This is a genomic window from Stenotrophomonas sp. GD03777, assembly GCF_029842485.1.
Classification (GTDB): domain Bacteria; phylum Pseudomonadota; class Gammaproteobacteria; order Xanthomonadales; family Xanthomonadaceae; genus Stenotrophomonas; species Stenotrophomonas sepilia.
The window spans coordinates 1-21236 of the sequence record NZ_JAOCGL010000071.1; the positions used below are offsets into that span (position 1 = coordinate 1).

The following is a 21236-nucleotide window of genomic DNA, read 5'->3' on the forward strand; positions in this document are numbered from 1 at the left end:
CCTGCCGCGCGCCTTCGCCGCCGACGCGCTGGTCGAAGCCCAGGCTCAGGCGGCCGTTGCGGCCCCACCACGACTCCAGCGCCACGCCGAACAGCGCACTGCCGCGCGGCGCGTTCCAGCCCGCCAGTGGCGCCCATGCATCAACGCCGACGAAACTGGCCTGCCAGTCCGCATCGGCACCATCGAGCCGCTGCTGCCATTCGGCATGCCCGCGCAGGGTCCAGCGCCCCCAGCCACGTTCGCCGCGGATACCGGCCAGCATCTGGCTGCGCTGTACGCGGTTGGCATCGCCACGCAGGCCGAAGCCGAACCCGCCCAGTTCGTTGAAGGCATCGGTATCCACGCGCGTGCTGCTGGCGCCCACGTAGGGTGTGAACGACGCACCCGCGCGGCCGAAACGATAGCCGCCTTCGACACTGGCACTGCTGAAACGTCCGCCGTAACGTGCAGAGACACCGTAGGCGCCGGCGCCCAGCAGCAACTGGCGATCCAGCGCCCGGGTGAACTGGCCGCTGCCGACCTGCGCCAGCGCATAGCCCCGGCCCAGGTTCCAGCCGGCATACAGCTGCGCCTGCGCCTGGCGATCACGCCCACGATCACCACCGACGCTGCTGCCACCATTGCTGCGGGTTTCGCCAAAGGCCACGCCCATCAGCCCATTGCTGCCCAGTGGCAGGTCCTGGCCGGCCATCCAACCGCGGCTGTCGGCGGCATTGCCGGCGAAACTGCCCTGCCCGGCTTCGCCGAGCGCGCTCTGCCAGGCCCCGCGCAGGCGCGGCGCCGTCTGCACGCGATCAAAGCGCTCGGCGATCGCGCGGCGTGACATGTCGATGCTGTCGAAGGTGGCCGACTCGGCCCGCGCATGCGCCTGTCCGGACAGGCTCTGCAAACTGGCCTCGAGGCCTTTGCTGCCACCGCCGGTCCACTGCAGCGCACCGGCGGCCGTACCGAAGGCCGAGCCCTGCAGCGTCGTATCGCCATCAAGCACGCTGAACGCACTGTCCACGCGTTGCGCAGCCGACTGCGCCGAGGCCGTGAGCCCGGTCGCGGCCGCCGTGACGCTGACCTGGGTCAGGTTCAACCAAGCGTTGTTGCTGTCATATCCATAGCTGCTCTGCAGCAGCGACAGGCCCTGCAGGCCGCTGGAGGTGGCCGGGCTGCTGAAGGTGCCGCTGAGGCCGGCGGCGGCGTGGATCAGGTCCTGGCGGCTGCCGTTCTGCGGCACATAGCCGGAGACGAAGCCGTGCACGCGCACGCCCCCGTTGATCGTGGCGTTGCCGGTGACCTGCAGCGCATTGGCACCGAGCGCGATCATCAGCTGCGCGCCGGCCTGCTGGGTGTAGTTGCCCTCGATGGTGCCGGTGGTGTTGCCGGTGGTCAGGAACACGCTGCTGCCGTTGACCACATTGCCGATCACGCGCGGCGTACCGCCATTGAACTGCAGGCCGGTCGAATCCGGATCGGGCTGCGCCAGGATCGTCACGTTGGAGCGGATCACGCTGCCGTTCTGCAGTGACAGGATGCCGCGCTCGATGCGGGTGGCACCGCTGTAGCTGTTGTTGCCCCCCAGCACCAGGGTTCCCCCGCCCTGCTTGACCAGGCCACCGCTGCCGACGATGTCATTGCTCCACAGCGAGCCACTCGATGGCGCATCGACATTGGCCACCACATCGCCCCAGTCGAAGCGCTCCGGCCCCTTGATCGCCCGCGAGATGTCGAGCAGGCCGTAGCCGAACACCGCATCCACGCCGGGCGCACCGATGTCCTTGGCGGTGCCCAGCAGGGTCTGCCGCACCAGGTCGTTGTCGAAGTACGGGTAGCGCTGCCAGACCAGGGCGGCGGCGCCGGAAATCAGCGGGGCGGCGAAGGACGTGCCGTAGTTCCAGTAATAGCTGCCGCCGTTGGCATCGGGATAGACCGCGCTGCCCGGCGCCGCCAGGCAGTAGCGCGCGGCTTGGCCGCAGGCATTGGCGTAGCTGGCCAGCGTGCCCGGTGCATACGGATCCACCGCAGTGGCCACCAGCCAGCCGCGCTCCAGATCGGCCGCCGGCAGCGAGCCGGCAACGCCCAGCTGGCTGGGCAGCGCGGCCAGGCTGCTCGGCTCGGGACGCGCATCGTTGCCGGCCGCGAACACCACCAGGCCGCCATGGTTGATGACGAACGGCCGGTACTCGGCCGCCACCTGCGCGGTGGTCGGCAGGTCGGTCCAGTACAGGCCGCCCCACGAATTGTTCATCACCTTCACGTTGTAGCTGATCAGGTCCTGGTGGACCTGCGCCACGCCCAATGGGCCGCTGAAGGAATTGCCCTTGCCGCTGCCGTCATCGACGGGCGGCTTGTCGGCGATGATCCGCGCCGAAACGATCTGTGCGCCGGGGGCGATGCCGCCCGGCCAGGATCCCACCGAAGCACCCGCGGCCAGGCTGGCCACCGCCGTGCCGTGGCCCACCACGTCGTCCACCTGCAGGTTGTTGCGGGCGGGGTCGATGTAGTTGAGGTTGGCGACCACGCGCCCGTTCAGCGCCACTGCGTTGCGCTGCACGCCCGAATCGACGATGCCGATGCGCACCCCCTGCCCGGTCAGGCCGGCGGCCTGTGCGGCACGCGCATTGGTCACGGACAGGTGCGCGTCGAAGGCCGGCTCCTGCGGCTTGGCCGGAGGCGGTGTGGTCGGTGTGGTCGGCGGGGGCGTGGTCGGGGGCGTCGGGGTGGTCGGGGGTGGATCGATGCGGACATTGCCGCCGCCTCCGCCGCCACCACATGCCGTCAATGCCATCGCCAGCGCCGACGCCAGCGCCGACCTCACCATCATCGTGCGTTCCATCGATTCCTTCCCATGAACGTTGGCCTGCCTACATCCCGGCAGGCATGCGGTGCCGCCCAGCGGCGGCCCTCCCCGACCCTCTATACTTGGGTCGACCCCCACGCAGTCTGCCGGGAAATCGCGGCGCTTCCAACGTCCTCGGTCTCCTTTCCGAACATTGCTTACGCATCAACGAGATTGCCATGTCCAACATCGTCATCGCCGCCGCCAAGCGCACCGCCATCGGCTCCTTCCTCGGCCAGTTCAACGGCGTGCCGACCCCGACCCTCGGCGCGGCCGCCATCGCGGCCGCCCTGGAACAATCGGGCGTGCCGGCCAGCGACGTCTCTGAAGTCCTCATGGGCTGCGTGCTGCCGGCCAACCTCGGCCAGGCGCCCGCCCGCCAGGCGGCGATCGCCGCCGGCATTCCGCTGTCGACCGGTGCCACCACCCTCAACAAGGTGTGCGGCTCGGGCATGAAGACCATCATGCTCGGCCATGACCTGATCAAGGCCGGTTCGGCCAGCATCGTGATCGCCGGTGGCATGGAATCGATGTCCAACGCCCCGCACCTGCTGCCCAACTCGCGTACCGGCAACCGCTTCGGCAACTTCCAGGCGATCGACCACATGGCCCACGACGGCCTGGTCAACGCCTACGACGGCAAGGCCATGGGTGAATTCGCCGAATGCGCCGTGGACAAGTACCAGTTCAGCCGCGAGGAACAGGACGCCTACGCGATCGAATCGGTCAAGCGCGCACAGGCCGCACAGGCCAATGGGGCATTCGCCGACGAGATCGTCGCGGTGAAGGTCGCCACCCGCAAGGGTGAGGTCGAGGTCGCCACCGACGAGCAACCCGGCCGCTCCGACATCGCCAAGATCCCGACCCTGCGCCCGGCCTTCAAGAAGGACGGCAGCGTCACCGCCGCCAGCTCCTCCAGCATCTCCGACGGCGCCGCCGCAGTGGTACTGCTGACCGAGGAAGACGCCAACGCACGTGGCATTACCCCGCTGGCGCGCATCGTCGGCCACGCCACCCATTCGCAGGAACCAGAATGGTTCACCACCGCCCCGATCGGCGCGATCCACACACTGCTGGCCAAGACCGGATGGTCGCTGGACCAGATCGACCTGTTCGAAATCAATGAGGCCTTCGCCGTGGTGGCGATGGCACCGATGCGTGAACTGGGCATCCCGCACGACAAGCTCAACGTGAATGGCGGGGCCTGCGCACTGGGCCATCCCATCGGTGCCTCCGGTGCACGCCTGGTGGTGACCTTGGTCAACGCCCTGCGCACGCGCGGTGGCAAGCGCGGCATTGCCACCCTGTGCATCGGTGGTGGTGAAGCAACAGCCATCGCCATCGAATTGATTTAAAAAGATTTAACGACGATTTCGCAAAAATGAATGCGGGATCGCTTGACACCCAATCTTGGCTTGTCATCATGTTGTCGGCGCGCAGCATGCGCGTTGCCTAATTCTAACGACGAGGATTTACACAATGAGCATCAACAAGCTGCTGGTCGCGATGTCCCTGGCTCTGGCCCTGGCCGCCTGCTCGAAGCAGGAAGCTGCCCAGGACGCCGCTGCTTCGGCCAACGAAGCCGCCACCGAAGCCCAGGCTGCTGCCGACCAGGCCGCCGCTGCCGGCGCCCAGACCGCCGACGCTGCCCAGCAGGCTGCCAACACCGCCGCCACCGCTGCTGACGCTGCGACCGACGCTGCTGCCAACACCGCTGCTGCCGCGACCGACGCTGCTGCTGGCGAAGCCAAGGACGCTGCCAAGGCTGCCGAAGCTACCGCTGAGCAGGCCAAGGACGCTGCTGAAGAAGCCAAGAAGTAATAACTTCTTTCTTCAGGCTGTTCTGGAAAAGCCGCTGGTTCGCCAGCGGCTTTTTCTTTGGCCTGCTGCCTGCGCGCGCCTCGGATCGCGACCCCGTCTTCACAACGGCATGAATAGGCTGGCGTCCCCATCCATTGCAGTACCGGAGACCGCCATGAAGATTCGCCCGATCACCACCACGCTGCTGGCCGCCTCCCTGCTGCTGGCCCTGGCCGCCTGCAAGGGTCCGGAAGCCGAACAGGCCAAGCAGGACGCGCAGCAGGCCGCCGACAGCGCCGGCGCTGCCGCCCGTGACGCCGTGGACAGGGCCGCCGAAGCCACCCGCAACGCTGCCGACAAGACCGCTGCCGCTTCCGAGCAGGCCGCCGCCGATACCCAGCAGGCACTGGACAAGGCCGCAGACGCCACCGCAAACGCCGCAGACAAGGCCAAGGTTGCGGCCACCGACGCCGCTGCACATGCCAGCGACGCCACTGCGGACGCCGCACAGAAGGTTGCTGACAAGGCCCGTGATGTCGCCAATGACGCCAAGGCCAACGCCGCCAAGGAAGAAGCCAAGCACTAAGGCCTACCGGCAGCCGGGCATCGTCTCGGCGCTACAGGAAAAGCCGCGGCACTGCCGCGGCTTTTCTGCTTTTCGCTCTCTGCTCTTTCTGTTGATTCCGTGCTGGACGCGTACGGAAAGTGTCCAAGGACGCGCGGGTAGGTTGCGCAGGGGCGTAGGCGCCATGGATGGCGCGCCCGAGCCTACAAGGACGTATTCACGGCGCCCGCGCGGCCCACCCATCAGTATCAGCGGCCACCACGAGGGGCTTCGCCGTTGGCCGCCCTACGGCAGCGCGCGCGCCAGCATTGCCGACAGATCCACACCCGCCGGCAGCGTCCCGAACACCAGCCCATGCTGCCCTTCCAGCCGGCTGGACACGAACGCTTCAGCCATTGGACTGCCCGCCCGCAACATCAACGCTGCCTGCAACAGCAGCGCAGTGCGCTCGCAGAACAGCCTCGCCTGCGACTCATCCGGTGCCGGCGCCGCTGCCCAACGCTGCAGCGCCGCCGCGTAGCGCGCATCATGATCGGCCACCGCTGCCAGCTCGGCGCGCAGCGCCGCCAGTGCCTCCGGTTCACGTGCCAGCGCGCGCAGTACGTCCAGACACTGGATGTTGCCACTGCCTTCCCATATCGAATTCAACGGCGCCTGCCGGTATAGCCGCGGCAGCATCGATTCCTCCACATAGCCTGCGCCGCCGAGGCATTCCTGCGCTTCGTTGACGAAGGCCGGCGCGCGCTTGCACAGCCAGTACTTGCCCAGCGCCGTTCCCACCCGTGCCAGCGCAGCTTCGTTGGCATCCACGGCGGCGCGATCCACCGCGCGTGCGATGCGCATCGAAAGTACCGTGGCCGCTTCCGATTCCAGTGCCAGGTCGGCCAGCACATTGGTCATCAACGGGTGCTCGACCAGCAGCTTGCCGAAGGTGCGGCGATGGCGTGCGTGGTGCAACGCCTGCGCCAACGCCATGCGCATTTCCGCCGCTGCGCCCAGCATGCAATCCAGGCGGGTCATCATCACCATGCCGATGATGGTGGCCACGCCACGCCCCTCCTCGCCCACCCGCCATGCCTGCGCGCCGCAGAACTCGACTTCGCTGGAGGCATTGGCCCAGTCGCCAAGCTTGTCCTTCAACCGCATCAACCGGAATGCGTTGCGGTCACCGTCGGCCAGCCGGCGCGGCATCAGCAGGCAGGTCAGTCCTCCCGGCGCCTGCGCCAGCACCAGGAAGCCATCGCACATCGGTGCGGAAAAGAACCACTTGTGGCCGACAAGGCGATAGCGCTCACCATCGATCGGTTCGGCGCGCGTACTGTTGGAGCGCACATCCGAGCCGCCCTGCTTCTCGGTCATGCCCATGCCCAGGGTGATGCCGGCCTTGTCAGCCACCGGCACGTCGCGCGCGTCATAGACCGGCGCTGCGGCCTTGCGTGCCCACTCGGCCAGATGCGGCTGCGTGTGCAGCACCGCTACTGCTGCATGGGTCATCGTCAACGGGCAACTGGTGCCGGCCTCGGCCTGGTGGTGCAGGTAGCTCAACACCGCACGCGCGACATGCGCGCCGGGTTGCGGTTCATGCCAGGACAAGCCGGCGACACCGTGCGATTTCGCCGTCTCCATCAACTGGTGATAGGCCGGGTGGAACTCCACCGTATCGATGCGATGACCCTGCGCATCATGCGTGCGCAGGCGTGGGCGATCGCGGTTGGCATCGAAGCCAAGCCGGTACAGCTCGTCGCCGGCCAGCGCGCCATAGACCGCCAGGCGTGGCGCGAAGCTGCCAGCGCCTTCGCGTTGCACGGCTTCCATCAGCGCCACGTCGTCAGTCCACAACTGGCGCCCCGCGAACGGTGGCGGCTGGTTCAACACCACATGGGTTTCGTAGGGCGCGTCGCTGCTGAAGCTTGGTCCACTCATCCGGTCCATCCTGGCGGCAAGAGGTATGCGGTCCGATTGTGCCGCATGACTTGCCAAGCCCGTGTTCAGGCCGGTTCTCACCGTCTGCACGAGCAGCAGGCCACAGTGATCGCATGGCAGCCAACGACGATCTGGTGGTGCTGCGCCCGGAAGGGCTGTACTGCGCCGCCGGCGATTTCCACATTGATCCCTGGCGACCGGTAGCGCGCGCGGTCATCACGCATGGCCACGGGGATCACGCCCGCCCGGGCATGGGCGAGTACCACTGCAGCGAAGGCAGCCTGCCGATCCTGCGCTGGCGCCTGGGCGATGTTCCGGTGCAGGCGCACGTCGAGGGCGTGCCGTTCCGCCTGGGCCGGGTACAAGTATCGCTGCATCCAGCCGGTCACGTCCTGGGATCTTCGCAGGTGCGCATCGACGACGGGCGGCAGGTCTGGGTCGCCTCCGGCGACTACAAGCGGCAGCCTGACCCAACCTGTGCGCCGTTCGAAGTGGTGCCCTGCGATACCTTCATCACCGAAGCCACCTTCGCCCTGCCGATCTACCGCTGGCCGGACACTTCGGCCGTTGCTGCCGAAATCCTGGCGTGGCGCCGCGAATGCGAACAACGCGGCGAGGCTGCGATCCTGCTGTGCTATGCGCTGGGCAAGGCACAGCGGGTGCTGGCAGAGCTGCGGCCACTGGACGATCGGCCGGCCTGGCTGCATGGCGCCATCGCCAATGGCGTGGCGGTGTACCGGCAGGCCGGCGTACCGATGCTGGAGACGCTCACCGTGGCCGAACAGGGCCGCCAGCCCGATGCCGCCGGCCAGTTGATCCTGGCCCCGCCCTCGGCTGCGGGCACGCCCTGGATGCGCCGCTTCGGCCGTCACCAGCTGGGCTTCGCCTCGGGCTGGATGCAACTGCGCGGCAACCGTCGCCGCCGCAACGTCGATCGAGGCTTCGTCATTTCCGACCACGCCGATTGGCCAGCACTGCTGCAGACGATCCAACAGACCGGCGCGCAGCGGGTGATCGCCACCCATGGCAATACCGATGCGTTGATTCCGTTCCTGCGCGAGCGCGGCGTGGCTGCCGAGGCCTTCCGTACCGATTTCGGGAGCGAGGAATGAAGTCCTTCGCAGCGCTCTACCAACGCCTGGACCGCAGCACTGCCACGCTGGACAAGCGCGCAGCGCTGGTCGACTACTTCCGCCAGGCAGGCGCACACGATGCGGCGTGGGCGCTGTACCTGCTCAGTGGTGGCAAGGTGGGCGGCGCGCGCCGGAAGATCGCCGCCAGTGGCGAACTGCGCGCGTGGATCGCCGAGCAATCAGGGTTGCCACCGTGGCTGGTGGAAGACAGCTATGCGCAGGTGGGTGACCTGGCCGAAACGCTGACCCTGCTGTTGGACGACCCACCACACCCTTCGCCTGACCGGCCCCTGGCCGAATGCATCGAACAGCACCTGCTGGCGGTCGCCAACCAACCCGAGGCGGTGCGTCGCGCGGCGATCGTCGCCGGCTGGCAGCAACTGTGCAGCGGCGAACGCCTGGTATTCAACAAGCTGCTGACCGGCGCCCTGCGCGTTGGCGTGTCGCAGCGACTGGTGCAGCAGGCGCTGGCCGAGTGGTCCGGCCTGGACATCGCACGCATCGCCCAGCGCATGCTGGGCGAGTGGGTGCCCTCGCCCGGCGTTCTGGCACAGCTGCTGTCGCCGGATGAATTGCCGCTGGACCGGCAGCAGCCCTATCCGTTCTTCCTGGCCTCGCCACTGGAGGGATGCCCTACCGAACGACTCGGCCCGATCGATGACTGGCTGCTGGAATGGAAGTGGGATGGCATCCGCCTGCAGCTGCTGCGCCGGCGCGGCGAGGTCGCCTTGTGGTCACGCGGCGAAGAGCGGCTGGATGGCCGCTTCCCCGAGATCGAACAGGCAGCGATGGCGCTTCCCGATGGCTGCGTGCTGGACGGCGAGCTGCTGGCCTGGGACGAAGCCGCGGACCTGCCGCGTGCCTTCACTGCGCTGCAGACGCGCATCCAGCGCCGAAAACCCGGTGCGGCCACCCTGCGCAACACGCCGGTGCGGGTGCTCGCCTATGACCTGCTTGAACTCGATGGCGTAGACCTGCGCGAACGTCCGCTGCAGCAGCGGCGCGCGCGTCTCGCCGAGGTCGTCGGTGCACTGAACGATGCACGGATCCAGCTCTCACCGGGCGTTGACGCCGACGACTGGCTCCAGGCGGCGGCAATGCGCGACGTGGCACGCGAACGCGGCGTGGAAGGACTGATGCTGAAACGGCATGCCTCGCCCTACCAGGCCGGACGCCGCCGCGGTGACTGGTGGAAATGGAAGGTCGATCCGCTCACCATCGATGCGGTGCTCCTGTACGCGCAGGCCGGCCATGGGCGGCGCAGCACGCTGTACACCGACTACACCTTCGGCGTCTGGGACGGCGACACGCTGGTACCGGTCGCCAAGGCCTATTCGGGCCTGGATGACAAGGAAATCCTCGCGCTTGATCGCTGGATCCGCGCCAACACCCGCGAGCGCTTCGGCCCGGTGCGCAGCGTTCGCGCCGAACACGTCTTCGAGCTGGGCTTCGAGGCGGTCAACCGCAGCAGCCGGCACAAGTCGGGCATCGCCGTGCGTTTTCCGCGCATCCTGCGCTGGCGCCACGACAAGCCCGCCAGCGAAGCCGATCAGTTGGCCACGCTGCAGGCGTTGGCACGATGAACCGCAGCCAGGCACTGCGCCGGCTGGAAGACTGGTTCGCGTCCAGAGGCTGGCGCTCACTGCCGTTCCAGCGCGCGATGTGGCGTCACTATCTCGCCGGCGAATCCGGGCTGCTGCATACACCCACAGGCAGCGGCAAGACACTGGCGATGTTCGGCGGACCGCTGCTGCAGGCCATGATCGACCCGCCCCCCTCCCCCCGCCGCGCCAGCGCGGTCCGCCCGCTGCAGGTGCTGTGGGTGACCCCCTTGCGCGCGTTGGCCAGCGACACCGCGCGCGCGCTGCAGACCGTGGTCGATGGGCTGGGGCTGGGTTGGCGTGTCGGCCTGCGCAGTGGTGACGCCAGCAACCGCGAGCGGCGCCAGGCGCGCGAGGGCCGCATCGACGTACTGGTGACCACGCCGGAATCACTGGCGCTGCTGCTGAGCTATCCGGATACGCTGCCGCGCATGCAGCGGCTGCGCTGCATGGTGGTGGACGAATGGCACGAACTGCTGGGCAACAAGCGCGGTGTGCTGCTGCAGTTGAACCTGGCAGTGTTGCGCCAGGCCGCGCCTGCATCGCAGCTGTGGGGACTGTCGGCCACGCTGGGCAATCTGGATGAGGCGCGCGATGTACTGCTGCCCGGGCAACCGGATGCACCGATCGTGCAGGGCGTACGCCCTCGCGCAGTGAGCGTGCGCAGCGTGCTGCCGGACCCTGGCGAACATTTCCCCTGGGCCGGGCATCTGGGCCTGGCGCAGCTGCCACGCGTGCTGGATGCACTGATGCAGGCACGCAGCAGCCTGCTGTTCACCAATACGCGCGCGCAAGCTGAATTGTGGCATCAGGCGCTGGCCGCAGTCTGGCCGGAAGAACCGGACACGCTTGCGCTGCACCACGGCTCGCTGGACCCGGTGCTGCGCCAGCAGGTGGAGGATGGCCTGCGCGCGGGCGCGCTGCGCTGCGTGGTTGCCACCTCCAGCCTCGACCTCGGCGTCGACTTCCCCGAGGTTGAGCAGGTACTGCAGCTGGGCAGCCCGAAGGGCGTGGCGCGCCTGCGCCAGCGCGCCGGACGCGCACGGCACCGCCCGGGTGCCAGCGGTTCCATCCTGTGCGTGCCCAGCCATGCGCTGGAACTGGCCGAGTACGCCGCCGTGCGCCGTGCGTTGGCCGGGAACGTGGTCGAAGCGCGCAGGCCGCCGACGCTGCCGCTGGATGTGCTGGCCCAGCATGCGGTCAGCCGCGCCCTGGCGGGCGGCTTCGACAGCGCCGACCTGCTGGCGCAGGTGCGGCGTACCCATGCCTTCGCGTCGCTCGGCGACGACCAGTGGCAGGCCGTGCTCACATTCGTCGTGCAGGGTGGCCAAGCGCTGGCCCAGTACCCCGATTTCCACAAGGTCGTGCGTGATGCCGATGGGTGGTACCGCATGCACGACCGTCGCCAGGCGCTGCGTCATCGGCTGTCGATCGGCACCATCAGCAGCGATGGCAGCGTGCGCGTGCAGTTCCTGCGCGGCGGCAGCCTGGGCGCCGTGGAGGAACAGTTCGCCAGCCGCCTGCGCCGTGGCGACCGCTTCCAGTTCGCCGGGCGCCTGCTGGAGCTGGTGCAGCTGCGCGACATGACTGCCTTCGTCCGGTTGGCACGAGGACGCGGTGAGGGGATCGTGCCGCGCTGGCAGGGCGGCCAGTTGCCGCTGTCGATGCCGCTGGGCCGCGAGCTGGAGTGGGTACTGTCCGGTGCTGACGACAGCGCCGAGTCACGCTGGCTGTCACCCCTGCTGGCACTGCAGCAGCGGTTGTCGGCGCTTCCCGGCCCAGCCCATCTGCTGGTGGAGGATGTGCGTCGTCGCGAAGGCCAGTTCCTGTTCGTCTATCCCTTTGCGGGCCGCCACGTGCATGAGGCGCTGGCCGCCCTGCTGGCGCTGCGCTGTACCCGCCGGCAGCGCAACAGCATCGGCTATGCGGTGAACGATCACGGCCTGGTGCTGGCACCGGCACAGGCCATCGATCTGGATGCGGCGCAATGGCGGGCGCTGTTCTCCACCGATCAGCTGCTGGATGATCTGCGTGCTGCGGTGAACCTGGGCGAGCTGGCGCGTCGCCAGTTCCGCGGCATCGCACGCGTCGCCGGCCTGCTGGTCCCCAGCCTGCCCGGTGGCATGCCACGGGCACTGCGCCAGCTGCAGGCATCCGCGGGACTGCTCTACGACGTACTGCGCGAGCACGACCCGGATCACCTGCTGCTGGCGCTGGCGGAACAGGAAGTGCTGAATGACAGCCTCGACATGCCGGGGCTGCAACAGGTACTGGCCAGGATTCGGATGCAGACCCTCTCGGTGCAGCGCCCGGCGTCACTCACGCCGTTGGGTTTCCCGCTGTGGGCCGAACGCCTGCGCGGGCAGTTCAGCAACGAAGACTGGCGTACCCGGGTGCAACGCGTGGCCCAGCAGCTGGAGCGTCGGCATGGCCGATGAACTGCCGCTGCTGCGCGCAGGCGAGCCGCTGGTGCTGCTTGGCGCGCGTGCACTGTACTGGCCCGCGCGGCAGGCACTGCTGCTCGCCGACCTGCACCTGGGCAAGGCCGATGTCTTCCGCCGCGCAGGCATCGCGCTGCCCGGCGGCGGTACCGGCAAGGACCTGCAACGCCTGCAGGGGCTGCTGGACGCGCGTGCCTGCCGCGAGGTGTGGATCCTGGGCGACATCCTGCACGGCCCGGCGCATCGTGCTGCGTGGTACCAGCAATGGCTGGGATGGCGCGAACGCAATGCCGCACTGGACGTGCATGTCCTGCGCGGAAATCATGACCGGCAGCTGCCGCATGCCGAGCTGCAGGTGCAGATCCACGACGAAGTACGGTTGCCACCGTTCCTGCTTCGGCATGAGCCGGTGCCCGATGCGGAGCTGCATGTGATCGCCGGGCATCTGCATCCACAGATCGCTTTGCCTCCGTTGCGGCGGCGCTTCCCCGCATTCTGGCTGCGTGACAGGATGACGCTCCTGCCGGCCTTCTCCGCGTTCACCGCCGGAATCGTTCCTGTTCCCGCTGCCGGCGAACAGATGGTCGCCTGCGTGGACAACGGCCTGGTGGCACTGCCCCTGGCTTGAATCAGGCCGGACGGATATCCAGCTGCGGCATCAGCTGGAACTCAGGCGTGTCCTCTTCCCGTCGCCGCGGCAATGCCTGGATCGCCGCCAGCATCTCCTGCGCGCAGGTGCGGATGCGCGTGTGGTGCTCAGGCGACGCATGACTGATCAGGCTGCCGACATGGAACTCGAACACGTCCTCCAGTACGTCGGGCTGGTCCTCGTGCAGCATCTGCAACAGACCGCGCAGCTTGCAGATCTCCGATTCCAGCTCCTCGACCGCGAACAACATGGCATCCTCCTCTTCGACAACAGGCGGCACATCCGGGCCGCAACAGGCCGCGACGGCAGCGCCTCCCGGGCCACGCGCGATGTTGATCACGGAAAGGAAAACGGGCGACGCGCAATCGCGTGCAACCTACTTCTCGCATATGCGCAGTGAGGCAACCGTTAATTCACGTGACGACGCGTTTCACGCAGTGGCTGTGATCGCGTTGATGCGAGGCACCTGCGCCGCAGTGGCCAGCGCGTCGACGAAAGCCGGATCCAGCGCGAGCGAACCGAACCAGCCATGCTGGGTACCGCTGAGCACACGCAGCATGTGACCACGTCCACCCGGCAGGCGCCCCATCGGGCCGAGCAGCACGTCGCGCGCTTTGGCCCAGGCATCGCGATCGGACTGGAACAGCGGCGTCAGCCAACGGCTCCAGCGCTGGTAGACCGCAACGTGTGCCCTGCGCTGCGCCTGGTAGGCCTGCAATGCCGCGGCACCGCCACCATGCGCGCGCAAGGCATCGCGCAGCGCCAGCGCATCGAGCAGCGCCATGTTCACGCCCTGGCCCAGCTGTGGGCTCATCGCATGCGCGGCATCGCCGGCCAGCACCATGCGGCCGTGATGCCAGCGCGTCATCACTGCGTCGCGGTAGACGGCCCGTGCCAGCTGGCCGGCGTCACGCAGATGCGCGAAGCGTGCACTGGCCTGCGGCCACAGCGCATGCAGTTCGTCCAGCCAGGGCGTCATGCCGTCGGCCTGCCAACGTTCGAAATCGTCGCGTGGCAGGCTCCAGAAAAAGCTCAGGCGCGGCGTGTCATCACCGGGCCGCGTACCGACCGGCAACAGCCCGATCATCTTGCGTGCGGCCACGTAGCGCTGCCGCAGCTCCTGCAGGTGTGGCCAGTCTTCGGCCGGCAACAGGCACCACAGCGCACCCCACGGATACACGCGATCCAGTCCGTTACCGTCTTTGATCGTGCCGCGCAGCGTCGAGGCCGCACCATCGGCGGCCACCACCAGGTCGAACGCACCGTGCAGGCGCCCTTCGCTGTCACGCAGGCGGCCATGCTCGGCATCCACTGCAGCGATGCTGACGCCGGCATGCAGCTGGCCCGCACCTGCACGCGCATCATCCAGCAACGAGAACAGGGCGCCGCGCTGCATGCCAAGGCCGTGCAGGCGCGCGTCCAGGCCGGCGTAGCGCATGTCCATCACTGCGCGTTCGCACGGCGTATCGCCGTACAGGCGATGCACCGGCGCGGCATGCGCGCGCACGGCGTCAAGCAGGCCCATCTGCCACAGCACCTGCAGGCCGCTGGGCTGCAGCAGGAAACCGGCGCCAACCGGTCCCGGCGTGGGCACACGTTCGAAGATCTCCACCTCGTGGCCATCACGGGAGAGCAGGATGGACAATGCCTGTCCAGCGGTGCCGTAGCCGATCACGGCGATGCGCAGTCGTTCCTTCATGGGCGCATTGTGCCCGAGCACAAATCCGGATGCCCAGCGGGGCCTCCGCCCACGGCAGCGCAATTCTTGTCGCAGGGCAAAAAAAACCCCGCCGGAGCGGGGTTTTCAACGCACTGTCGAGTGGATCACTCGGCCGGCGTGATGTTCGAAGCCTGGGCGCCCTTCGGGCCCTGGGTCACGTCATAGGTGACACGCTGGCCTTCCTGCAGGCTGCGGAAGCCCTTGGAGTTGATGGCGGAGAAGTGCGCGAACACGTCGGCGCTGCCATCCTCCGGCGAGATGAAGCCAAATCCCTTGGCGTCGTTGAACCACTTGACGGTACCGTTCGGCATGGTGATGCGAGACCTTATGCAATGAATGGGTGGTGTACGCTGAACCCGCGCACAAGCTGAGTATGCAAAGCTTGCTCGGGGAAGACAATCACCCCCGCGCCAATTCGCCCACCAGTTCCGGAAGTCCGTTGCTGGCCGCCTGCACATTGGCCAGCACTTCGGCCATCGTAATCTCCTCGCCATCACCGCAGCCGGCGGCCCAGTTGGCGATGATCGCCAGGCAGGCATAATCCAGCCCCAGCTCCCGCGCCAGTGCGGCTTCCGGCATGCCGGTCATGCCCACCAGATCGCAACCGTCGCGGCGCATGCGGGCGATTTCGGCGATGGTTTCCAGGCGCGGGCCCTGCGTTGCGCCATAGCAGCCACCGTCATGGACCGTGACACCGGTCACTTTGGCTGCCGCCAGGATCTTGCTGCGCAGCAACGGCGTGTACGGATGGCCGAAATCGACGTGGACCACGTCGGAGCCTTCTTCTTCACAGATCGTGCTGATGCGGCCCCAGGTGTAGTCGATGATCTGGTCCGGGCAGGCGAGCACGCGCGGACCGAAGTTCTCGGTGATGCCACCCACCGTGTTCAATGCCAGCACCCGCTGCGCGCCCAGCTGCTGCAGCGCAGCCAGGTTGGCGCGGTAGTTGATCTTGTGCGGCGGCAGCGAATGCCCCTCGCCATGCCGCGCCAGGAACGCCACGCGATGGCCGAGCAGCGTGCCCACGCGCACCGGGCCCGATGGGCGGCCGAAGCGGGTGTCGACCTCGTGGGTCTGCACGTCGTCAAGCTTGGCCAGGTTGTAGACACCGGTACCGCCGATCACGGCCAGGGCGATCTGTTGCATTAGAAGCACTCCATGAAAAGACGAACGCCGGCACCCGAGGATGCCGGCGATGGAAAAGACGCGCCGCGTGCGGCCGCGCCGTTATTCCTTCATTGCGTAGATGGCCGGCACGCAGCGCAGGGTCTCGTTGACGTCCATGCCGAAGCCGAATACGTAGCGGTCCGGCAGCTCGATGCCCGCGTAATCGGCGGTCACGTCAGGCAGCGCACGGTCGTGCTTCTTCACGGTCATCGCAGCGATGCGCACATCGGTCGCGCCCTGTTCCAGGCACCAGGTGCGAACGCCCTGCAGGGTGTAGCCCTCGTCGAGGATGTCGTCGACCAGCAGCACGCGGCGGCCGAACAGCGAGGTGGCCGGCTTGTGCTTCCAGACCAGGTCACCGCCGGTGGTTTCGCCGCGGTAGCGGGTGGCGTGCAGGTAATCGAACTGCACGTCCTGGCCGCGCGCACCCAGTTCCAGCGCCAGCTGGCCGGCGAACGGCAGCGCACCATGCATGATCGACAGGAACAACGGCACCTCGCCCTTGTAATCGCGCGAGATGGCGTCGGCGATAGCAGCGATGGCCTTGTCGATGGTGGGGCGGTCGACCAGCAGGTCAGCCTGGGCCAGGGCCTGGGAAATGGTGAGGTTGGGCATCAGACGGTTCTTCCAAGGGTTTCAAGCAGACGGGATTGGGTGTCGCCATGGCGGGCATCGGCCAGCAGGCCGTCCCAGCCGAGTGCGCCGCGGCCGAGCAGGCCCAGCAGCGCAGCAGTATTGAGGGAGCGTCCCTGCACCGCATGCAGGGCTTCATCGACCAGTTCCGGATGGCAGACCAGCACCACGTCGCAACCGGCGTCCAGGTGCGCGTGCACGCGTGCCGGCACGCCGCCGGCGCTGTGCGAGGCGGCCATGCCGATGTCATCGGAGAACACCACGCCGCGGAAGCCGAGTTCGCCGCGCAGGATGTCCTGGATCCAGCGTGGGGAATAGCCGGCGGGCTCCGCTGCCACCTGCGGATAGATCACGTGCGCCATCATCACCGCATCGGCACCGGCGGCGATGCCGGCCTGGAACGGCACCAGGTCCTGCGCGCGCAGTTCGTCCAGCGCGCGTGGATCGATCGCGGTATCCACGTGGGTGTCTTCCAGCACGGTGCCGTGGCCAGGGAAATGCTTGAGCGTGGCAGCCATGCCGACCGCGTGCATGCCGCGCACATAGGCTGCGGTGAACGCGGCCACGACCTGCGGGTCTTCACTGAAGGCGCGGTTGCCGATGGCGCGGTTGCCGCGGCCAAGGTCGACCACCGGGGCGAAGCTGAGATCCAGGCCGCTGGCGCGAACTTCACTGGCCATCAGCCAGGCGTGCTGCTCGGCCAGCGCCAGGGCCTGCTGCGGGTCGGTGGCGTACAGGGCACCAATGTCCTGCAGCGGCGGAAGATCGCTGTAACCCTCGCGGAAGCGCTGTACGCGGCCGCCCTCCTGGTCCACGCAGATCAGCTGCGGGCGCGGGGCAGCGGCACGGATGGCCGCGCTTAGATCGGTCACCTGCTGGCGCGAGGCGAAGTTGCGCTTGAACAGCACCACTCCGGCCACGGCGTCGTGCTGCAGCCAGTCACGTTCCTGGGCGGTCAGTTCGGTGCCGGCAACGCCGATCAGCAGCATGGTCGATCTCCACAACGCGCGCCCGCATGGCGCAGTGCCGCATTGTCGCAGAACCGGCCGACAGGCGCAGTGGTCAGAAAAAGGGGACGGAGGGGATTAAGGCGCAATCGGCCCCAAGGGGCTGGATACGTTTTAATCCCCTCCGTCCCCTTTTGAGGAGCCGGTCAGACCTGGCAGCCGTCCGGGCCGCAGGCCTCGTCGCCGTCAGCCGGGGTGGCCGGGGCGCCCTGTTCGGCCGCGATCTGCTGTAGGGCCTGGGCGAACGCCTCGGGTGGTTGGGCCCCGGAAATGGCCCACTTCCCATCGATCACGAAGGTCGGCACCGAAGAAATGCCCAGTGCATGGGCCTGCGCCAGCTTGGCTTCGACCTCGGCCAGGCCCCGGTCGGAGGCCAGCATCTGCGCGATTTCACTACCGTCCAGGCCACCCGCCGCGCCGGCCTTCACCAGCACTGCGGTATCGGCCAGGTTCTGGCCATGCTCGAAGTGGGCGCGGAACAGCGCTTCACCCACCGCATCCTGCACGCCATGCTGGCCGGCCAGCCACAACACCCGATGCGCCGGCAGTGTGGTCACCCGCACCTGGCCCTGGTTGAAATCCATCGGCAGCCCCTCCGCGCGCGCGGTGGTCTGGGTCTGGCCGAGGATCTGCTCGGTGCGCTCGACGCCCCCGAACTTGCGCGCATAGGCCTCGCGCAGCGGCACCGGGGTGTCGTCCGCATCCGGGTCCAGCTGGAACGGCTGCCAGTGGATATCGAATTCAGGCGCATTGGCGCCCAGCAACTGCACGCCCTGCTGGAAACGATGCTTGCCGATCCAGCACCAGGGGCAGACCACGTCGGAGTAGATGTCGATTCTCATGTCCACGACATGGGGACCGCCTTCCTCGATAAAAGGGGACGGAGGGGATTAAGTCGCTTTCCGCACAGGCGGGGTAAAGACGACTTAATCCCCTCCGTCCCCTTTTTGGGGGTTCACCACTGTGAATACGGGCGGCTGGCCAGGGCAACGTTGTAGTAGCGGGCGTCATCGGTCACTTCGGCGCCGACCCAGTCCGGCAGGTCGATGGCCTGATCGGCGCTTTCCAGTTCGACTTCGGCCACCACCAGACCGGCGTTGTCACCGAGGAATTCGTCCACTTCCCAGGTCAGGCCGGCGTGTTCGACCAGATGGCGGCGCTTGTCGATCAGGCCGCCGACACACAGCGCCAGCAGTGCGCGCGCGTCCTCCACCGGGATCGGGTAGTCGAACTCCTGCCGGGTATGGCCGAGGGTGCGCGACTTCAGGTTCAGCGCGGCGTGGTCGCCTTCGATGCGTACGCGCACCGAGGCGTTCTGGGTGCCGCGGTCGAGCGCGCCCATGTCGTTGATGTAGCCCTGCGCCATCGGGATCACCCGATGCGCGGCGGTGCGCCAGCCATCGCTGCTGACCAGGAATTTGCGTTCGATTTCGATGCCCATGGCGCAATTATGCGCCACGGGTGATGACAGCTGCTCAGCGCTTTTCGAATACCGCGATGCTTTCCACGTGCGCGGTGTGCGGGAACATGTCCATGGCACCGGCGCTGACCAGGGTGAAGCCCTGTTCGTTGACCAGATAGCCGGCATCGCGCGCCAGCGAGCCCGGGTGGCAGCTGACGTAGACGATGCGCTTGAACTGCTTCAGCGGCAGCTGCTGCAGCACTTCGATCCCGCCCGAGCGCGGCGGATCCAGCAGCAGCTTGTCGAAGCCCTGGCGCATCCACGCCGTGCTGCGCTGGTCCTGGGTCAGGTCGGCGCTGAAGAACTGCGCGTTCGCCAGGCCGTTGCGCTCCGCGTTCTCACGCGCACGCGCGACGAGGCCGGCATCGCCTTCCACACCCACCACTTCACGCACACGGCGGGCCAACGGCAGGGTGAAGTTGCCCAGGCCGCAGAACAGGTCCAGCACGCGCTCGTCCTCACCCGGCTGCAGCAGGTCCAGGGCGTGGGCGATCATCTTCTCGTTGAGCTTGGCGTTGACCTGGATGAAATCCAGCGGGCGGAACGCCAGCTCGACATCCCACGGCGCCAGCCGGAACGACAGCGCCACGCCCTGCCCGTCCAGCGGCTGCACGGTGTCCACGCCACCGGACTGCAGGTAGATCACGAAGCCATGCTGCTGGCCGAAGGCGGCCCAGGCCGCGCGGTCGGCATCGCTGAGTGGCTGCAGGTGGCGCACGGTCAGGACCACGGCCTGGTCACCGGCGATGAATTCGATCTGAGGGATGTCACGCTTGCCATCGAGCGTTTCGATGAAGGTGGACAACGCCTCGACCTTGGTGCCGATCTCCGGAATCACGGTCAGGCACTGGCTGAGGTCGGCGACGAAACGCGGATCCTGTTCACGGAAGCCAACCAGGGTCTTGTCCTTCTTCTCGACCCGGCGCACCGAGAAGCGGCCCTTGCGGCGGTAGCCCCAGCTCTCGCCGACCAGCGGCGCAAGCACGGTGCCCGGCTTCACATGGCCAATCCGCTCCAGGTTATCCATCAGCACGCGCTGCTTGGCGACGATCTGCTGGTCTTCGTCCAGGTGCTGCAGCACGCAGCCGGCGCAGGTACCGAAATGGGGACACTTGGGGATCACCCGCTGCGGCGAGGCCTGCAGCACCTCCAGCGTGCGCGCCTCGTCGAAATGGCGGCTGCGGGCAGTCTGTTCAGCCATCACCACCTCACCGGGCAGGGCGCCGCTGACGAAGGTGACCTTGCCGCCCTCGCCTTCACGGCGGGCGACACCGCGACCATCATGGCTGAGGTCGAGGATCTCGGTCTGGAACGGGGTACGGTCGGTGCGGGAGCGGGATCGGGCCACGTGGCAACAGGCTGCGGGCAAAAATGGGGGCGTATTGTCGCAGATCCTGACCGATGGGGCCCGGACCCGCTTGCGCCCGTGGCCGCCGTGCTTGATGATTGGGACAGCTGACATGGAGGCAGCCCTGATGCAGATGACCCCGCGGGCCGCACGGCCCCGCTTCCTGCTTGTCGAGGACGACATCATCAGCCGCGGTTTTTTCAAGGCGGCGTTGGAAACGTTACCGGCGGATGTGGACACCGCAGATTCGCTGGCCAGTGCCCTGGCCAGTGCCGAGCCCGGCTCGCATGACCTGTGGCTGATCGACGTCAACCTGCCGGACGGCAATGGCGCGCAGCTGTTGCGTGAGTTGCGCCGTTCACATCCCGACACGCCGGCGCTGGCACATACCGCCGACGGCGATGCCTCCATTCACGCCCGCCTGCGCGAAGCTGGTTTCAGCGACACCCTGGTCAAGCCACTGGGCCGCGACCAGCTGCTGAAGGCCGTGCGCCGAGCGCTGGTCAATAGCCCGGCGGGGATCTTCGTGGCACAGGCCCCGGCCGCGGTCGAACTGGCCGTACAGGACTGGGACGAGACCGCAGCCCTGGCAGCGCTCAATGGCCAGCGCAACCACCTGATCGCACTGCGCGAACTGTTCCTGGCCGAGTTGCCGGGCGTGCGCGACGCGGTCGAGCAGGCGGTCGACCAGCACGACGAGCGCCAGTTGCGCAGCCAGTTGCACCGATTGCAGGCCAGCTGTGGCTTCGTGGGGGCGGCACGGTTGGGACGGGCGGTGCGCCAGCTGCATCATGCGCCCGAGTCCGGGCAGGCCCAGGCGGGGTTCCGCGACGCGGTGGCTGCCCTGCTGCACTGAGGGTTGCTCGGCAGGGCTGCGCCCTGCACCCGCAGATGCTTCAAGCCAAGGCAACAGCAAAAGCAAAAGCTGGCATCCCGTGGGTTGGCGGGCCGGTATCGGAG

19 protein-coding genes are annotated in these 21236 nt (G+C 67.7%); 8 read left to right on the plus strand and 11 right to left on the minus strand.

What is annotated here, in order from left to right:
• On the minus strand, nucleotides 1-2824 hold a 2824-nt coding region (locus tag N5E02_RS14490), incomplete at its 3' end, for an autotransporter serine protease (protein WP_279946400.1).
• A 182-nt stretch (nucleotides 2825-3006) separates the two neighbouring features.
• Here N5E02_RS14490 and N5E02_RS14495 point away from each other — a divergent pair.
• From N5E02_RS14495 to N5E02_RS14505, 3 genes are all read left to right on the plus strand, one after another.
• Nucleotides 3007-4182 (plus strand): thiolase family protein, encoded by a 1176-nt coding sequence (locus N5E02_RS14495; RefSeq protein ID WP_164093631.1) that lies wholly within the window; start codon nucleotides 3007-3009, stop codon nucleotides 4180-4182.
• 124 nt (nucleotides 4183-4306) lie between these two features.
• Nucleotides 4307-4648 (plus strand): hypothetical protein, encoded by a 342-nt coding sequence (locus N5E02_RS14500; RefSeq protein ID WP_005418203.1) that lies wholly within the window; start codon nucleotides 4307-4309, stop codon nucleotides 4646-4648.
• A gap of 154 nt (nucleotides 4649-4802) precedes the next feature.
• The gene (locus N5E02_RS14505; RefSeq protein WP_005418205.1) at nucleotides 4803-5213 is read left to right on the plus strand and encodes a hypothetical protein; all 411 of its coding nucleotides are present in this window, start codon (nucleotides 4803-4805) and stop codon (nucleotides 5211-5213) included.
• A 264-nt stretch (nucleotides 5214-5477) separates the two neighbouring features.
• Here N5E02_RS14505 and N5E02_RS14510 read toward each other — a convergent pair whose 3' ends face one another.
• On the minus strand, nucleotides 5478-7115 hold the full coding sequence (locus tag N5E02_RS14510) for an acyl-CoA dehydrogenase family protein (protein WP_262090249.1): 1638 nt from the start codon (nucleotides 7113-7115) through the stop codon (nucleotides 5478-5480).
• A 113-nt stretch (nucleotides 7116-7228) separates the two neighbouring features.
• Here N5E02_RS14510 and N5E02_RS14515 point away from each other — a divergent pair, with 113 nt between their 5' ends.
• The 4 genes from N5E02_RS14515 to pdeM are packed head-to-tail and all read left to right on the plus strand — an operon-like array spanning nucleotide 7229 to nucleotide 12918.
• Nucleotides 7229-8227 (plus strand): ligase-associated DNA damage response exonuclease, encoded by a 999-nt coding sequence (locus N5E02_RS14515; protein ID WP_279946402.1) that lies wholly within the window; start codon nucleotides 7229-7231, stop codon nucleotides 8225-8227.
• Nucleotides 8224-9831, plus strand: a complete 1608-nt coding sequence (locus N5E02_RS14520) for an ATP-dependent DNA ligase (RefSeq protein ID WP_279946403.1) — start codon at nucleotides 8224-8226, stop codon at nucleotides 9829-9831. The genes N5E02_RS14515 and N5E02_RS14520 overlap by 4 nt, the downstream gene beginning before the upstream one ends.
• Nucleotides 9828-12287, plus strand: coding sequence for a ligase-associated DNA damage response DEXH box helicase (locus N5E02_RS14525; protein WP_279946404.1), 2460 nt, complete (start codon nucleotides 9828-9830; stop codon nucleotides 12285-12287). The genes N5E02_RS14520 and N5E02_RS14525 overlap by 4 nt, the downstream gene beginning before the upstream one ends.
• Complete coding sequence (gene pdeM, locus N5E02_RS14530; RefSeq protein ID WP_061479805.1) at nucleotides 12277-12918, plus strand: ligase-associated DNA damage response endonuclease PdeM; 642 nt, start codon at nucleotides 12277-12279, stop codon at nucleotides 12916-12918. The genes N5E02_RS14525 and pdeM overlap by 11 nt, the downstream gene beginning before the upstream one ends.
• A 1-nt stretch (nucleotide 12919) precedes the next feature.
• Here the strand turns inward: pdeM and N5E02_RS14535 are convergent, their stop codons facing one another.
• From N5E02_RS14535 to rlmD, 9 genes are all read right to left on the minus strand, one after another.
• A complete protein-coding gene (locus N5E02_RS14535; protein ID WP_053500349.1) occupies nucleotides 12920-13189 on the minus strand; it encodes a hypothetical protein in 270 nt (89 codons plus the stop codon).
• Nucleotides 13190-13369: 180 nt separating this feature from the next.
• On the minus strand, nucleotides 13370-14638 hold the full coding sequence (locus N5E02_RS14540; RefSeq protein ID WP_279946405.1) for an NAD(P)/FAD-dependent oxidoreductase: 1269 nt from the start codon (nucleotides 14636-14638) through the stop codon (nucleotides 13370-13372).
• 125 nt (nucleotides 14639-14763) lie between these two features.
• The gene (locus tag N5E02_RS14545; protein ID WP_005410590.1) at nucleotides 14764-14970 is read right to left on the minus strand and encodes a cold-shock protein; all 207 of its coding nucleotides are present in this window, start codon (nucleotides 14968-14970) and stop codon (nucleotides 14764-14766) included.
• Nucleotides 14971-15058: 88 nt separating this feature from the next.
• Nucleotides 15059-15805 carry an S-methyl-5'-thioinosine phosphorylase gene (locus N5E02_RS14550; RefSeq protein ID WP_065179464.1) on the minus strand — a complete coding sequence of 249 codons (747 nt, stop codon included), beginning with the start codon at nucleotides 15803-15805 and terminating at the stop codon, nucleotides 15059-15061.
• 81 nt (nucleotides 15806-15886) lie between these two features.
• Nucleotides 15887-16441, minus strand: a complete 555-nt coding sequence (locus tag N5E02_RS14555) for a hypoxanthine-guanine phosphoribosyltransferase (RefSeq protein ID WP_065179465.1) — start codon at nucleotides 16439-16441, stop codon at nucleotides 15887-15889.
• Nucleotides 16441-17448, minus strand: a complete 1008-nt coding sequence (nagZ, locus tag N5E02_RS14560) for a beta-N-acetylhexosaminidase (RefSeq protein WP_065179466.1) — start codon at nucleotides 17446-17448, stop codon at nucleotides 16441-16443. Before nagZ ends, N5E02_RS14555 begins: the two co-directional genes overlap by 1 nt.
• A gap of 164 nt (nucleotides 17449-17612) precedes the next feature.
• Nucleotides 17613-18308, minus strand: a complete 696-nt coding sequence (locus N5E02_RS14565; protein WP_279946406.1) for a DsbA family oxidoreductase — start codon at nucleotides 18306-18308, stop codon at nucleotides 17613-17615.
• Between the two features lie 113 nt (nucleotides 18309-18421).
• Nucleotides 18422-18907, minus strand: a complete 486-nt coding sequence (locus N5E02_RS14570) for a CYTH domain-containing protein (RefSeq protein WP_053500339.1) — start codon at nucleotides 18905-18907, stop codon at nucleotides 18422-18424.
• Nucleotides 18908-18941: 34 nt separating this feature from the next.
• Nucleotides 18942-20276: a 23S rRNA (uracil(1939)-C(5))-methyltransferase RlmD gene (gene rlmD / locus N5E02_RS14575; RefSeq protein ID WP_279946407.1), complete on the minus strand. Its 1335-nt coding sequence runs from the start codon at nucleotides 20274-20276 to the stop codon at nucleotides 18942-18944.
• Between the two features lie 127 nt (nucleotides 20277-20403).
• Between rlmD and N5E02_RS14580 the strand changes: the two genes are divergently transcribed.
• On the plus strand, nucleotides 20404-21132 hold the full coding sequence (locus N5E02_RS14580) for a response regulator (protein ID WP_005418228.1): 729 nt from the start codon (nucleotides 20404-20406) through the stop codon (nucleotides 21130-21132).
• Nucleotides 21133-21236: the final 104 nt, after the last annotated feature.